Below are 15,118 nucleotides of genomic sequence, written 5' to 3' on the forward strand. Positions count from 1 at the left end.
GGCAGGTTATCGACCCTGAAGCTGGAGCAACCACTGCTGCTGAGATCGAATCACATCGCCGTAACCGGGTCGGGCGACAGGCACCACAGCAGGAATCACAGAACCCGGCCTCACAGATGCTGGCCTCGCAGCTGCAGGGTTCACAACAACAGGCTTGGCTTCAGGTGGAGGAGGAGCGGTCTTCGGCCCCACCATGCGGGATTTACTGTCCGCGATTTTGACCTGGGCGTCCCGCTGTTGTTGCTTGCGGTGATGAAGCATGGCCAGCTGCTGAACGGGAACCACACTGAGGAGATGGCCTGGGGTGGCATCAGCCGGATAAACCAAGCTCACCTTCACCGCCTTGCGCGTTCCAGGGACCAGGTTGAAATCAGCCAGGGCCAGGCTCTCCCCTGAGCGCATGCCCACGTGAACCTCTTGAAGGGTTCGTTCCTGACGAATCTGCAGCGATCCACGGAAGGCTGTGAACGTCTTCTTGCCAGACACAACCGGATGACTGAGCACCAGTTGATGGGGCCCTTCACCAGCAACATTGAGGGTCACGTCATAGCGAACCCCATAGGTGCCGACGTTGTTCAGAGCGGAATCAACCATCCGTGTGGTCAAGGGATTGACCTGAACATCGCTGGTGCCGAAGTGATGCCGCTTCGTGCTGGTCAGGGGCACGTGGAGTGGCCCCTGGTTGAGGTCATGGCTGATCTCAGCTTTGTAGGCATCGCCCAGGGCAACGCCGGCCACCCTGGAAAAAACACGACCCAGTTGGATCTCGCGAATCCGGTTGAGATAAATCCTTCCGGGTGCCAGTCGTCCCGACTGCAGCACTGCGAACAGATCGGCATCCTGTGCTGATTGCTCGGCGGCAACGACAGCCATCGTGAAAGGACCGTTGCTGCGTCCTCTCAGCAGCCCGTTGGCAATGCCACGGGCAGGGAGCACCGTGCGCACAACAACCCTCTGCCCTCCTGCCGGAATCACGACCTGTTCGGGTATTTTCCGGTCCAGTTCACCGCGCAGCAGTTGAACGGCGGTGGCATCGCCTGGCCCTGTGTTCCAAGGACGCTTCCCAAGGGGTTTGACCCCCATCAAACGATTCGGGTGATAAGGCGCTTCAAAACTGTTTTTGACAGAGCCTCGATCGAACTTCAGTGTGATCGGGCTTGACCCGGGATTCGTCGCGATCAGAGCCAGGGTCATCAAGCCTCTGGATCGACGGCTCCCCAACTTGGATTGGTCTTTGGGGTAGTACTTGTGATGCATATGAACGCCGAACTCACCGTTGAAGGTGTGGGCGGCATTGCGAAGCGGCTGGTTCGACTCCGCAGCGATGGCTGAGCCCGCAGCCGTGTTCACCATGATTCCTGGACCGGTGACGATCTCCGGTTGATTGGAATGAAGAACCGGAACGTTGTTGAAGGTGCCGTTGAGCGGTCGTGCCTTTTGACCTGCCATGAGCGCGACGTAGGCCTCAGCGTTGCGCTGAGGCATGCACTCAAAGCCCGCAAGCGAGACGCAGGTCAAGACCAAGATTGGGATTTGCCTGAGACTCATGCGGCTTGCTGTTGTGGTGTTCGGAGCAACGTCGACACCACGATGTGGATGCTCTCAATTCACACCGTAGTTCCACCTTCTGAGACAACCAACAGATTGATGAGTCACACTGTGCCTGAAAATCGGTCAGCATGAGCTCAGCGTCGACGCTGAAATGCTTCCTCCGTTCTGCTGCAGCCCCAGCACCGATCACACAAGCCTGCGTCGCCAGCATCAGGAACGGAAGTTGTCGATGCTGCGGTTCTGGCGTGATGGTGCTGAACGGCAGCTGTCGGCTATGAATGCCGCCATCAAAACTCTTCAGGAACAGATGGATCGCGATGCTCAGACGTCCGGCTAAGCGGCGTTCAACTGCTTCGCGATGGTGTTGAGGCCGCGTTTCAAACGCCTCTGAACTGTCATTGCTGAAATCCCAAGCAGTCGCGCTGTCTGCCTCAGACTCATTCCATCAATGGCGACCATCTGCAGGGCACATTGGTCGTCGTTCTCAAGGTTGCGGAAGAGCTTGTTAACCCTGCTCCAGGCCTCCGAGCGTTCGACCAGATCCATTGCTTGCGCCGTGTCGCCGAGAAGGTCGTCGTTGAATTCCACCCAGTGCTGTTTGCTGCGGTAGTGGTCAACCACGAGGGCATCGGCTGGGCTCAGAGCAGAGCCCTCCGAACTGCGCACCATCTGCATGGCCCGTTCTTCAACGGCCCTGGGGAGTCGTATCAATCCGACTCTGTCGCGAAGGAAGTGGAGAATGGCTCCGCGAATGTGCGGCTTGGCGAAGCTTGGAAAGGGAACCCCCCGCTGGGCGTCGTAGCGGTTGTAGGCCTTGATCAGGCCAAGACATCCCACTTGCAGGAGATCGTCGCTTTCTAGGCCTGTCTGTTGGGCGTAATGACGGGCAATGGGTTGAACCAGATGCAGGTTGTCCTGAATTTGACGGTTCCGACGCTTGAGGCAGGTCTTGTCCAATGGATGGTTGTGAGTTGCATCTCCAGCCTTGGCAGAGAGAAGCAAGTCAAGACATCCGTGCCATCACCGAACTTTTCAGTCCTGCGTGTCAACAACAGCTTGAAGCAGGGCCTCCGGTCCAGAACGATGAATCCACTCTAGATCGGAGACTTCGGTGCTCAACAAGGATCCGGCGAAGCCGAGGGCGTTGACACTGAAGCCGCGAATTCCCTCCCTGCTGCGGCGAACCATGGCCATCCACTGCCGTGTGATCAGCAGGTTGTAAGCCCCTCGAGGACATTCATCGGTGCTGGGGTGCCCCAGACCGAGATCTTCAGCTAGGGCGAGATACAACGCTTGAAGCATTTCACCCGTCAGGATTGAACTGATCGCTGCGACCCGTGAACTGCGCAACAGAGGATCCTGAGCAGACGTGGTTGTGCCAGCCGCACAGCAACGGAACCAATCTTCCCGTGCACAGATCCGCTCCCCTTCTAACCGCGGTAACAACTGCAGATGTCGATGGGGCTGACTGGCGCCGGCATCAGGCCCGCTGTTGAAGAACCACAGCCCCGTCGTCGTGGCATCAATCCTGGCGAGGGAGTGCCAATCCTCCAAGGACAACCAACCGGTCTGGGGTTGCCAGTCCTGGGTGATGAGCAACATGTGGGAGGTCTGAACGGGATATTTGTTCAGGATTACGACGTGGGATTCACCGATCCGGTCAACCTCCAGACGTTGATCCCAGGGAAGAAACGGATTTGGCTTTGGACCCGATGCTCGAAGGTGTTTTGGTGTGGCGCTGAGGAGGTGGCGCAACTCAAAGCGACAGCCTCTTTCCCCGACCAGGTGGCTCAATGAGGTGTCGAGCGGAACAAGAGCTCCGGATGCGGTCGCTGCAACCGTGACCTCCATCGCTTTTCGAAGCAGTTCACTGGTCATGCCATGTCAACCGTGCCAGCGAGGCTCCTGCGTAGTACCTGCCGAGAATGGCATTGAAGGGGAGTCCCTGATGGGCAAGTTGCTGTGACCCTGATTGACTCATGCTGGCGCCGAGATGGCCATGGGCTTCAGCACTCACCTGCGCATTTGACGCATAAAGGCTTTCCACAATGCCGCCGCCGTAACTCAGGATGATCCCGCGGGTTTCCCGTGTTGCTGAACGACTGGCCGGGGTGGTGCTTTGCTCCCCTGCAAACACCTGCCAACGGGTTGTATCCCCCAGGTGATAGGCCGTCGTTGCCGGTCGGGCGAGATGGGCAATCGCATAGGAGCGTGCTGCAACGGCTTGCGCCTTGAGGGCTTCCCCATGCCAACTGCTTGGCATTTCGGCGCCGACCACGGAGGCCACGTAGGTCTCCAGATCAAGCGAGACAACCGGCAGCCAATCACCTTGGCCTTTCAGCAGTGATATATCACCTTGACAATGCTGCTGGTTGATCTGAACAGGTCCACCGGAGCAATGAATCTCATGCTGAGGTGAGGAAGCGATCCTCTTCATCAGCTCTTGGGCAGGGATCACATCGCCGTGCTGGTAGCGACAGAGCACGTTGGGTCCGGGTCGGAAGGCGGTGATAGGGCTCTGGCTGACCAAACCGACGCGGATCTCCAGGGGCACATGGTCAGCACCAGGCGGCACCTTTGGAACCACGCTCGAACCGACAGTTGAATCGTGATTGAGCAGATCAGCCAAGCTTGATCTGAGCTGATCAGGCCGCTGTGAGAGCGGCCGAGCCAACCAGCCGATCAAAGCCGCCATGAAAAGACTTCCGATCGCGGCCGGGAGCCAGAAATGACAGCGCATCGGCACCAGTACTGCTGTCAGAGCCACCAGCCGATGATGCCTGATTTCCGCTAGACGGTCTCCTCTTCGCAGCAAGTTCACATGGTCGAAGAAGCTCCGACCACTTGGGCTGGCTTGGCTCTGGTGGTTGGCCCCGGCGGCATCGGAGCTGCGGTGGCAGCAGAACTGAAGCGCACCTGCCCTGATCTGAAGGTGCTGACCGCTGGACGTCATGGACCTCCGGTCTCCTCACTGCAACTGGACCTCCAAAACGACAGTGATCTGGATGGTCTGAGCTCAAGCCTGCGAGCCCAGGGGCTCCCCCTGCGTTTGGTGTTCAACTGCAGCGGCCGTCTGCATGGTCCTGGGCTTCAACCGGAAAAACGTCTTCAGCAGATCGATCGATCTCAGTTGGAGCAGCAATTCGGCATCAACGCCATGGCACCGATTTTGCTGGCCAAGGCGATCGAGTCCTTGCTGCATAGGGATCAACTCTTTCATTTCGCCAGCCTCAGTGCTCGTGTGGGAAGCATCGGTGACAACCGCACTGGGGGCTGGTACGGCTACAGGGCGGCCAAGGCGGCTCAGAACCAGCTGCTGCGCTGCCTGAGCATTGAATGGGCCCGCCGCTGGCCATTGGCCACCGTGAGCCTGTTGCATCCCGGTACGACCGACACAGCCCTGTCTCGTCCGTTCCAGAGCTTCGTGGCTCCGGACAAACTTTTCACTCCAGAAAGGGCTGCGCGTCAGTTGGTTGAAGTGTTGCTGCAACAGACCCCGGAACAATCAGGAGCTTTTCTCGCCTGGGACGGTCAGTCGATCGATTGGTGAGCGTGCTGCTTCAGCTGGTCAAGGCTGACAACCGTCAGGGCTGTGTCTTCCGTGGCTTCCAGGCGCACCAGCGGTGCGACGCCATCGTCGTAGGCCTGTTTCCAGCGCGGTGCACAGACGCACCAGTGATCCCCTGGTTTCAAGCCCGGGAACTGAAACGTGGGCATCGGTGTGCTCAGGTCATTGCCCTGGGCCTTGCTGTAACTGAGAAATTGCTCGGTCATCACGCAGCAGATGCTGTGCTGGCCGAGATCCGATGGATCGGTTTGGCAGAGACCATTGCGATACCAACCCGTCATCGGTTCACAACTGCAACTCTCCAGTGGGTCGCCAAGAACGTTCCTGGCCGGCGGAAATTCGGGGCTGCTGCTGGACATCTGAGCGCTCGTTTGAGGGGGAGTCTGCCCAAGGACTGGCACATTTTGACTTCAGACGGTTGACGAACCCCTGGGGGAGCGGGTTAAAGGTCATTCAGTCATGTCCACTCGATGGATTGGGAGTTCACTGAAGACGCTGCTTTTCTGGCGCTCTGCGATGCGTTTCGCGAGAGCGGTGAAAGCACGGCGATCGAGTTCCTTGCCAATGGAGAGGGAGCCTTTCATTTCCAGGACCTGGCCCAGAACGCCGCTGGCGAAGGCCTTGATCTGAGCGAGTCCAGTGCCCTGGAATCGTTCCAGCAAGAGGTGATCGACACGATGGAGAAGCTCTGCCAGGACTGAGCCCGGCAAAGGGTGCTTCTCCGTCAGCAGGAGATCATCCGTAGAAGAAAGCGATCTCCTTGTCCTTCAGACCGTCCCATCCGGCCTCAAGGAGCCTTTGATTGAGCGTTTCCTGGTCGAAATGCTTGGCTCCGGTCTTGACCACCCTGTTGCGCATCGATTTCAGAACACCACTGCGGGCGCGCTGACTTTCCAGATCCATCACCTGGTTGTAAAGGGCGAGCATCGCTTCAGGGATTGGACTTCCATCAAGATCCACACCAGCTTTGATGGCGACATCAACACCATCCGGTCCGGCAATGGCCATGGTGAACGCAAACAGGGCACCTCAGGCTATGGGACGCCACTCAGGGCTCAGGCGCTGAAGTAACGGGCCTGCGAGTGCAGAGCCACCAACGCTGTGGTGCTCTGCTCCGGTTCGAGCTGGTCACTGGCGTCCATGCTCAAGCCGATCCGCTCAGCTCCGAGCCAGTCCAGCTGCTGCCTGGAGTCGGCCACATTTGGGCAGGCAGGGTAGCCGAAGGAGTACCGGCTGCCGCGGTACCGCTGCGCCAGCACATCCCGCAGTGGCATCCCAGCTGGATCTGCGAAACCGAGTTCCGACCGAATCCGTGCGTGCACCCATTCGGCCATCGCTTCGGCCATCTGAACCGCCAGGCCATGGAAGTACAGGTAATCGCTGTAGCGATCGCCCTTGAACAGCTCCTGCGCCACCACAGAGGCCTTCTGGCCCATGGTCACGGCCTGCATCGGCAGCACGTCCGTCGGGCGTCCCTCAGCGTCCATATCGTTGAAGAAATCGGCAATGCAGTAGCGGTTGCCAGACCGTTGACGAGGAAGCTCAAAACACCCAAGTTCCTGCGTGCCGTCGGCATCGAAGACCCGCAGGCTGTTGCCATCGCGTCCCGCAGGGAAATAGCCGTACACCGCCCGGGGGGTCAACAGTGACTCGTTGATGCAGCGCTGCATCCACTCCTGCAACACCGGCTCTGCCTTCTCCTGAAGCATCGCCTCGTAGTCGTCCCGACTCTGCTCCTTGGTTTTGCGGAGCATCCACTGGCCGGCGAAGAGGGCATTGCGGTCGAGGTAGTGGAAAACCTCGGCGATGTCGATGTCGGCCTCAGTGATCACCGCAGAGCCGAGGAAGGGCGGCACCGGTGTGGTTTCAGCGGGAACGGCGTCGGATCGATCTGAGCTCACCGGCGGCAGAGCCGCTGCCGGAGCATCCGATGCGGAGCTGGATGTCTCCTCAGCATTCTCGGAGGTTGTCGACTCTTCATCCAGGCCAACCCCCTGGGGAGCATCAGCCAGGAAGCCCTTGGTATTGGTCCAGTTGTCGCTGCGCTTCGCATCCATCAACGCATCCATGAAGCGCAGATCAGCGAAGGCATCACGGCCGTAGATCACCTTGCCGTCGTAAACCTCACGGCAGTCCTTCTGAACGAAGCGTGGGGTCAGTGCCGCACCACCGAGGATCACAGGAACATCAATGCCCGCATCGTTGAAGGCCTGAAGGTTGTCCTTCATGAAGGCCGTGGACTTCACCAGCAGACCGCTCATGGCGATGCAATCGGCCTGATGTTCACGTTGGGCCTCAACGATGGCTTCACAGCTCTGCTTGATGCCCAGATTGATCACTTCATAACCGTTGTTGGTGAGGATGATGTCCACCAGGTTCTTGCCGATGTCGTGGACATCGCCCTTCACCGTGGCGATCAGGAACTTGCCCTTGCTTGTGCTCTCGCCCTCGCTTTTTTCCATGTGCGGCTCGAGGTGAGCCACCGCGGATTTCATCGTCTCGGCGCTTTGCAGCACGAAGGGGAGCTGCATCTGGCCACTGCCGAACAATTCACCCACCACCTTCATGCCATCCAGAAGGAAGGTGTTGATGATCTGCAGAGGGAGGTAGGTCTGCAACGCCTCATCCAGGGAGGGCTCCAGACCGATGCGCTCACCATCAATGATGTGCTGCTTGAGCCGTTGCTCAATCGGCAGATCCGCCAGCGAGGGGCCTGAAGCACGGGCTTCCTTGGTGCTCACTCCCTCAAACAGCTTGGTGAGTTCGGTGAGCGGGTCGTACACGCAGATGCCGTCCTCGAAACGGCGGTTGTCATTGATCAGATCACGACACACCTTCTGGTGGTCGTCGCTGATTTTGATCAGCGGGAGGATCTTGGCGGGGCTGACGATGGCTGAATCCATTCCGGCTTCACAGCAGTCGTGAAGGAAGACCGAATTGAGGGTGATCCGGGCCGCCGGTGACAGGCCGAAACTCACATTGCTGACCCCGAGCACCACGTGCACGCCGGGGAGGTTCTCCCGGATCATCCGGATGGCATCCACGGTGGCGCGACCATTCAGCCGGTCTTCCTCAATGCCAGTAGAGATGGGAAGGGCCAGGGGGTCGTAGAAGATCTCGTGGGCAGGGATGCCGAACTCGAGGGCATCGCGATAGGCCCGCTGGGCGATGGCGAACTTCTTCTCGGCTGTTCTGGCCATCCCGTCTTCATCGATCGTGCCGACCACCACAGCGGCGCCGTAGCGGCGGGCCAGCTCCAAGACCTTGAAGAAGCGCTCGTCACCGTCTTCGTAGTTGGTGGAGTTGAGAATGCATTTGCCCCCAGCCACCTTCAGGCCCGCCTCCATCTTTTGCCACTCGGTGGAATCGAGCATCAGGGGCAGGTTGACATTGGTGACCAGACGGCTCACCAGCTCGTGCATGTCCCGTTCGCCATCGCGACCGACGTAGTCGACGTTGACGTCGAGCACGTGGGCGTTTTCCTTCACTTGGCCGCGGGCCACCGACACCAACCCGTCCCAGTCTTCCTCCGCCAGAAGTTCTCGCACCTTGCGACTGCCACTGGCATTGAGCCGCTCACCAATGATCAGGAAAGAGTTGTCCTGGTGATAGGGCGTGACGCCATAGATCGATGAGGCTGCGGGCTCGTAATTGAGGCTGGGGCGCACATCCTCCGCGCTGGCGCGATCCCAGCGGGAGGGGCGTTCAGCAGGCTTGAGCTCCTGCGCCAGTTCCGCAAGGCTGCCGATGTGGGCGGGAGTGGTGCCGCAGCATCCACCGATCACCTGCACGCCGAGGTCTTCAACGAAGTGCATCAGCTGCATCTTCAGCTCCACCGGCGTGAGGCGGTAATGGGCCACCCCGCCAACGTTTTCCGGCAGTCCGGCGTTGGGAATGCAGCTGACGGTGAAGGGGGAATGCTCAGAGAGGTAGCGAATGTGCTCCTTCATCTGCTCCGGACCGGTGGCGCAGTTCAGGCCGAGGATGTCGATCGGGAATGGCTCAAGGATCGACACCACAGCGGCGATGTCTGTGCCGACGAGCATGGTGCCCGTGGTTTCCATCGTGACGGAGACCATCAGGGCCCGCCGCTCACCGGTGGCGGCAAAGGCCGCTTCGATGCCCTGGAGTGCTGCCTTGATTTGCAGCACGTCCTGACAGGTTTCGACGATGAACAGGTCGACGTTGCCAGCGATCAGTCCCTCAGCCTGCTCGCGGAACGAATCCCGCATCGTGTCGAAATCGATGTGGCCAAGGGTGGGCAGCTTGGTGGTGGGCCCCATGGAGCCCGCCACGAAACGTGGCTTCTCAGGGGTGCTGAATTCATCAGCCATTTCCCGGGCCAGCTCGGCTGCCCGCTTGTTCAGCTCAAAGGCCTTGTCTTCCAGGCCGTATTCCGCCAGCACAATCGATGCAGCGCCGAAGGTATCGGTTTCGATGACATCGCAGCCCACCTCGAGGAACTGGCGATGCACTGCCTTGACTGCATCCGGCTTGGTGACCGCCAGGTTCTCGTTGCAACCCTCCAGGTCAGGACCACCGAAATCAACCGCCGTAAGCCCAAGCCCCTGAAGGCTGGTGCCAGTGGCACCGTCGAACACGAGCACGGGACGCTGTGGCCCATGCAGGTACTCAAGGAATGCAGAGGTGGTGGCTTGCCGATCTGCCTGCGTCACCACCATCCATGCACCCTCTTAGAAGCACCGATCTTAAGAAAAGCTCAGGGCGAACTTCAGGCTGTTGATCTAGGAGATCGGAATACGGGTCACCCAGTGCTCATAGGCGGGATCCCGTCCTTCGGTGATCGCCACGAGCTTGGCCTTCAGGGCATCCATCACAGGACGATTGGCGTTCAGCACCGTTGATTCGATCTGACGGATCGGCGTCACCTTGGCGGCCGTGCCGGACAGGAACACTTCGTCGGCGATGAACAACTCGGTTTTGTCCACCGGACGTTCAATTACAGGGATGTCCATCGCTTTGGCCAGCTCAATCACGCTGGCGCGGGTGATGCCCTCAAGGATGTCCTGATCAACTCCAGGCGTGATCAGTTGGCCATCACGCACCAGAAACAGGTTCATGCCGCTGGCTTCACTGATCTTGCCGCGACTGTTCAACAGCAAGGCTTCGTCGAAACCGCTCTGCACGGCTTCCGTCTTGGCCAGGGAACTGGTGATGTAGGCGCCGGAGATCTTGCCGCGTAGCGGCAGGGAGCGGTCCTCCTGGCGGGTCCAGCTGCTGATCCTGCAGCTCACCCCCTCCGGAGACAGGTAATCACCCAGGGGGAGTCCGTAAATCAGGAAGTCGGTCTCGATGTTGTGCAGGCGCGGGGCGATGCCCAGATCGCTGGTGTACACAAAGGGCCGCAGATAGATCGGCTGATCAGGCTTGTTGGCCTGCAGCATTGCCGTGAGCGCCGAGAGGATCGTGTCCTCACTCAGATCCGTGAGCAACAACCGGGCGCTCTGGCTGAGACGCCGGGCGTGCCGATCAGCACGGAACAGCAGCATGGTGTTGCTGTTCTGGGGATCGGGAATGGCGCGCATGCCGCCGAAGGCACCGGTGCCGTAGTGCAGGGCATGGGTGGCAATGGAGATCCTGGCCTCCTCGAAGGGGACGCACTGGCCCTGGAACCAGGCATAGGGCAGGAACTGATGCATCACCGTGATGGATCCGATCGCTGAATCTTCTCACCACCGCGCACCGCGACACGGAGAATGGGGGCATGCATCGCCTTGCCACCTGTCCGGGTCTGGACCCACCGGAAGATGTGGTGCTCGTGGAGCAGCCGGGCGCGGATGTGCTGTTCCTCACCAGCGCAGGCACTGACATCAGCTGCCTGGACGCCAGCCTGCCGAGCTACCCGGCCTGGAACGAGCGGATCCGGGCGTTGCCCCTGAGCTGCCTGGACCACCCAGCGCAGCTGGACCATTACCTCAACACCACCGCCAAGGCGGCGCACTTGATCGTGGTGCGCCTGCTCGGCAGCCGTGGGCACTGGAGCTACGGCCTGGAGCAACTGCAGCGCTGGTGCAGCGAAGCGAAACAGCGACAACTGATCGTCCTTGCCGGAACGGCTGATCAGAGCAACGAGCTGCATGGGCTGGGCTCCTGCAGTGCTGAACTGGCCGATCAGCTGTCGGCACTGCTGCGGGAAGGGGGCATCGACAACATGGGGCGGTTCCTCAGAGCTCTCGAGGCTCTGCTGGAGGGCAACCCCCCATCACCCGACAACGTTGCGGTGGTGCCTTGCCCCGATCCGATGCCCTGGGATTGGCGCGACGAAGCCGGGGCTGCGGTGGGAGTTGTTCTCTATCGGGCTCAGTTTCAAGCCGGAGACCTTGCCCTGGCGGATGCCCTGACGGCCGCACTTCGGAAGGAGGGACTGCGGCCCTGCCTGCTCTGGGTCAGCAGCCTGAGAAACCCGGCGGTGCAGGCCGGCGTCCACGACCTGTTGAATCAGCAAAATGCTGAGCTGGTGATTGCTGGCACGTCCTTTGCCTCGGTGCAGACCGAACAGGCCGGCCTTGGCAGCCCTCTCTGGGATCGGCTCGATCGACCGGTGTTGCAACTGCTCAGCAGCAGCCGCAGCCGGGCTTTGTGGCTGGAGAGCAGCCAGGGGCTGAATCCGATGGATCTGTCGTTGCAGGTGGTGATGCCGGAGCTGGATGCTCGGATCACCACGCGGCCCTGCGGTTTTCGTGACCACCTGCAGACCACCGGCCCCCTGGCCACAGCCATTCCCTGCCTGCAGCCGGATCCATCTGGACTCGCGTGGCTGGCAGAGCACAGCCGTCGCTGGGTGGAGCTGAGACAGACCCCCTGTGCCAAGAGGCGCATCGCGATGGTGCTGGCCAACTATCCCGTTCGCGACGGTCGTGTAGCCAATGGCGTGGGCCTTGATACGCCAGACAGCACGGCGCGGATGCTCCGCTGGCTGGCTGACGCCGGCCATGACCTCGGTTCGGGAGCCTTGCCGGATTCAGGCGATGGCCTGATGCAACAGCTGTTGTCCGGTCGCACCAATGCACCGGACGGACAGCACCGCCCAGCGCTGGATCATCTGCCCCTCACCACCTATCAGAAGTGGTGGGCCGGCGTTCCGGAATCGGCTCGACGCTTGATCGAATCCCGTTGGGGACCTCCAGAAGCCGCCTGCGATCTGGATCCAAACAAGGGGTTTGCCATTCATGGCCTGCGCTTCGGTCATGTGGTGGTGCTGATCCAGCCGGATCGCGGCTATGACGCCGATCAGATCGCCGATCTCCACTCACCGGATCTGCCGCCACCGCACCGGTATCTGGCTCAGTACCTCTGGCTGCGCTGCGTGCATCAGACACAGGTGATGCTGCATGTGGGCAAGCACGGCAGTGCGGAATGGCTGCCGGGCAAGTCGGTGGGGCTGAGCGATGCCTGCGGCCCCGAGCTGGCCCTGGGACCGATCCCTCACCTCTACCCCTTCATCGTCAACGACCCGGGCGAAGGATCTCAGGCCAAGCGACGGGGTCATGCCGTGGTGCTGGACCACCTCACACCGCCCTTGGGGCGTGCTGGATTGCACGGACCACTGCAACGGTTGGAGGGCCTGCTTGATGAACTGGTGGAGGTGCGGCAGCTGGGCGGCCAGCGGGCCCGGGTGCTGGAACAGGCAGTGCATTCCAGCCTGCTGTCCCTCAACTGGCCCGGAATCCCCAGCCAAGCGGAGATTCGCCGCCAACCGGAGCTGCTGGAGACCTGCCTGGACCAGGCGGAGACCTATCTCTGCGAGCTCAAGGAATCGCAGATCCGCACCGGCTTGCATCGGTTTGGTGTGGCGCCATCGACAGAAGCCGCCGATGAGCTGCTGGTCGCCCTGGCCCGTCCCCCCCGGCAGGGGCAGCCCGGCTTGCTGCAGGCCATGGCCCTGCAGGCAGAACTGTGCTTTGACCCCTGGCAGCAGGACGAAGGCGACAAGCTCTCGGAGGCGGATCAGACCCGCCTGAGGCTGCTGGGTGGCACGAACTGCCGACGGGTGGGGGATGGTTGCGCCTGGCTGGAACAGCAGGCCCAGTTGTTGATCCGATGGATCATCCATGGGGAACAGGGGGACGGACTGGCGGAACCGTTCCGAACCTGGAGCCGAAAGGATCCCTGCCTGCAGAGCCTGCACGACGACCTCTGGCCCCGCTTGAACGCTTGTGCCTCAGCTGAAAAAGAGGCCTTCCTGCGGGGCATTCAGGGGCAGCGCATCGCTGCGGGACCATCAGGAGCACCGAGTCGTGGTCGCCCCGATGTGTTGCCCACCGGCCGCAATTTTTATTCCGTGGATCTGCGGGGATTGCCTACGGAAGCCGCCTGGGATCTGGGGCGACGCTCGGCGGAGCAGTTGCTGGATCTCCATCTGCTGGAGCAGGGGGAACCGCTGCGCCATCTGGCGTTATCGGTCTGGGGAACAGCAACGATGCGCAATGGCGGAGAAGACATTGCTCAGCTGTTGGCCCTGATCGGTGTTCGACCGGTTTGGGACGGCCCCACCCGAAGGTTGGTGGACCTGGAGGTGATTCCAGCCCGTTTGCTGGGTCGACCGCGGGTGGATGTGGTGCTGCGCATCTCCGGGCTGTTTCGCGACGCCTTCCCCCAGTTGGTGGGCTGGGTGCATCAGGCCCAGTCGATGGTGGCGGCCCTCGATGAACCGGATGAACTGAATCCCCTGGCTGAGCTCACCCGTCAAGGCGGGCCCCAGGGCCGCATTTATGGGTCCGCCCCCGGTGCCTACGGAGCCGGTCTGCAAGCCCTGATCGACAGTGGCGCCTGGGACTCGCGAGCAGACCTGGGCCAAGCCTTTCTCCGTTGGAGCCAATGGTCGTACGACGGTGCCGCTGCCCCCAGCCTTGATCGTTCCGGTCTCGAGCAGGCCCTGGGAAGGGTGCAGGTGGTGCTCCACAACCAGGACAACCGCGAACACGATCTGCTCGATTCCGACGACTACTACCAGTTCCAGGGGGGCCTTAGTGCAGCGGTGGAAGAGGTGTCAGGAGCACGGCCGCAACTGTGGTTCGGAGACCATTCCCGCCCCGAACGGCCTCGCCTGCACCGGCTCGAAAAGGAACTGGACAAGGTGATGCGGAGCCGGATGCTCAACCCCCGCTGGATCGAGGGAATGATGCAGCACGGCTACAAGGGTGCCTTCGAGATGGGGGCCAGCCTTGACTACCTCTTTGCCTACGACGCCTCCACCGATCGCGTTCCCGATTGGTGTTACGGGGCGCTGTGTGAGCAGTGGCTCAGCCAGCCGGAAATCCTCGACTTCCTGAAGGGGAGCAACCCCTGGGTGCTGAGGGACATGGCCGAACGGCTGCTGGAGGCCTCGAATCGAGGCCTTTGGACGTCAACAACGAAAGACCAGCTGCTTCACCTGCAACAGCTGGTGATCAGCAGCGAAGCCCAAATTGAACGGGGAAGCCCTATTTGTTGAGGTCGCGAACCATCTGACGGAACGGATCGATCGATCCAGGCTTGGAGGACGGCGCAGTGGATCCAGCCTTGGCCACTGGTTCCTCCTTGGGGTTCAGCTCTTCCTTACGGCCGAGGGGAGCAGCACCGGCTGGAGCAGGGGTGTTCACACCCGTGATGGCCGTGCCCTTGAGGCGCTTGCTCATCTCCTCGGTGCTCACCTGCTCAGCGAAGGTTTTCTTCACTGGGGTGGGAATGCCCGCGTTGAGGCTGATTGATTCTTCCTTCTTGACAACGCCGCCGAGGCCTTCGCTGCGCTTCTCAAGCTTCTCGGTTTCGGCAGCCACCTCCATGATCTGCTCCTTGGTGCCGGGACTGTCGACCGTGCCGGGGAAGGTGCGGCGAATCGTCTTCGACTCGCGCATGTAGTTCACATCCCCGAGGGAGGAGGAAGCGTCGGCATCAAGGAAGAACTCGGCCGGCTTCTCCTTTGCCGGCTTGCGCGGCTGAATCGTGGAGTCGGAATCTGCGGAATCCTTTTTCAGCAGACGATCCAAGAAGCCCATG

13 protein-coding genes are annotated in these 15,118 nt (G+C 60.8%); 4 read left to right on the plus strand and 9 right to left on the minus strand.

All coding sequences use genetic code 11. The features are described from left to right. Nucleotides 1–6: 6 nt before the first annotated feature. Nucleotides 7–1,548, minus strand: a complete 1,542-nt coding sequence (locus tag SynM161_RS06110; RefSeq protein WP_186540272.1) for a DUF3370 family protein — start codon at nt 1,546–1,548, stop codon at nt 7–9. Nucleotides 1,549–1,702: 154 nt separating this feature from the next. On the opposite strand from SynM161_RS06110, the gene SynM161_RS06115 reads away from it, so the two are divergent. Beyond that, nucleotides 1,703–1,888, plus strand: coding sequence for a hypothetical protein (locus SynM161_RS06115; RefSeq protein WP_186540274.1), 186 nt, complete (start codon nt 1,703–1,705; stop codon nt 1,886–1,888). On the opposite strand, the gene SynM161_RS06120 is transcribed toward SynM161_RS06115, so the two are convergent. Genes SynM161_RS06120 through SynM161_RS06130 form a run of 3 tightly spaced genes read right to left on the minus strand, consistent with a single transcriptional unit; the run spans nt 1,885 to nt 4,318 of the window. Then, complete coding sequence (locus SynM161_RS06120) at nt 1,885–2,553, minus strand: sigma-70 family RNA polymerase sigma factor (RefSeq protein WP_186540276.1); 669 nt, start codon at nt 2,551–2,553, stop codon at nt 1,885–1,887. The genes SynM161_RS06115 and SynM161_RS06120 overlap by 4 nt on opposite strands. A 30-nt stretch (nt 2,554–2,583) precedes the next feature. After that, a complete protein-coding gene (locus SynM161_RS06125) occupies nt 2,584–3,429 on the minus strand; it encodes a DUF4922 domain-containing protein (protein WP_186540278.1) in 846 nt (281 codons plus the stop codon). Beyond that, a complete protein-coding gene (locus SynM161_RS06130; protein ID WP_255441720.1) occupies nt 3,419–4,318 on the minus strand; it encodes a SpoIID/LytB domain-containing protein in 900 nt (299 codons plus the stop codon). Before SynM161_RS06130 ends, SynM161_RS06125 begins: the two co-directional genes overlap by 11 nt. Nucleotides 4,319–4,372: 54 nt before the next feature. Between SynM161_RS06130 and SynM161_RS06135 the strand changes: the two genes are divergently transcribed. After that, complete coding sequence (locus SynM161_RS06135) at nt 4,373–5,101, plus strand: SDR family NAD(P)-dependent oxidoreductase (RefSeq protein WP_186540282.1); 729 nt, start codon at nt 4,373–4,375, stop codon at nt 5,099–5,101. Here SynM161_RS06135 and SynM161_RS06140 read toward each other — a convergent pair. Further along, nucleotides 5,083–5,478 carry a DUF2237 family protein gene (locus SynM161_RS06140; RefSeq protein ID WP_186540284.1) on the minus strand — a complete coding sequence of 132 codons (396 nt, stop codon included), beginning with the start codon at nt 5,476–5,478 and terminating at the stop codon, nt 5,083–5,085. The two genes, SynM161_RS06135 and SynM161_RS06140, sit on opposite strands and share 19 nt — an antisense overlap. Before the next feature lie 111 nt (nt 5,479–5,589). Here SynM161_RS06140 and SynM161_RS06145 point away from each other — a divergent pair, with 111 nt between their 5' ends. Then, on the plus strand, nt 5,590–5,820 hold the full coding sequence (locus SynM161_RS06145; RefSeq protein ID WP_186540286.1) for a hypothetical protein: 231 nt from the start codon (nt 5,590–5,592) through the stop codon (nt 5,818–5,820). Nucleotides 5,821–5,854: 34 nt separating this feature from the next. Here the strand turns inward: SynM161_RS06145 and SynM161_RS06150 are convergent, their stop codons facing one another. From SynM161_RS06150 to SynM161_RS06160, 3 genes are all read right to left on the minus strand, one after another. Next, entirely contained in the window at nt 5,855–6,127 is a 273-nt protein-coding gene (locus SynM161_RS06150; protein ID WP_186540288.1) for a DUF4090 family protein, read from the minus strand. 47 nt (nt 6,128–6,174) lie between these two features. Then, nucleotides 6,175–9,801 (minus strand): methionine synthase, encoded by a 3,627-nt coding sequence (gene metH, locus SynM161_RS06155; RefSeq protein ID WP_186540290.1) that lies wholly within the window; start codon nt 9,799–9,801, stop codon nt 6,175–6,177. A gap of 63 nt (nt 9,802–9,864) precedes the next feature. Next, entirely contained in the window at nt 9,865–10,779 is a 915-nt protein-coding gene (locus SynM161_RS06160; RefSeq protein ID WP_186540292.1) for a branched-chain amino acid transaminase, read from the minus strand. A 65-nt stretch (nt 10,780–10,844) separates the two neighbouring features. On the opposite strand from SynM161_RS06160, the gene cobN reads away from it, so the two are divergent. Continuing rightward, on the plus strand, nt 10,845–14,573 hold the full coding sequence (gene cobN / locus SynM161_RS06165; protein WP_186540294.1) for a cobaltochelatase subunit CobN: 3,729 nt from the start codon (nt 10,845–10,847) through the stop codon (nt 14,571–14,573). On the opposite strand, the gene SynM161_RS06170 is transcribed toward cobN, so the two are convergent. Further along, complete coding sequence (locus SynM161_RS06170) at nt 14,563–15,117, minus strand: hypothetical protein (RefSeq protein WP_186540296.1); 555 nt, start codon at nt 15,115–15,117, stop codon at nt 14,563–14,565. The two genes, cobN and SynM161_RS06170, sit on opposite strands and share 11 nt — an antisense overlap. Nucleotide 15,118: the final 1 nt, after the last annotated feature.

Source organism: Synechococcus sp. M16.1 (assembly GCF_014279895.1).
In the GTDB taxonomy this organism is placed as follows: Bacteria; Cyanobacteriota; Cyanobacteriia; order PCC-6307; family Cyanobiaceae; genus Parasynechococcus.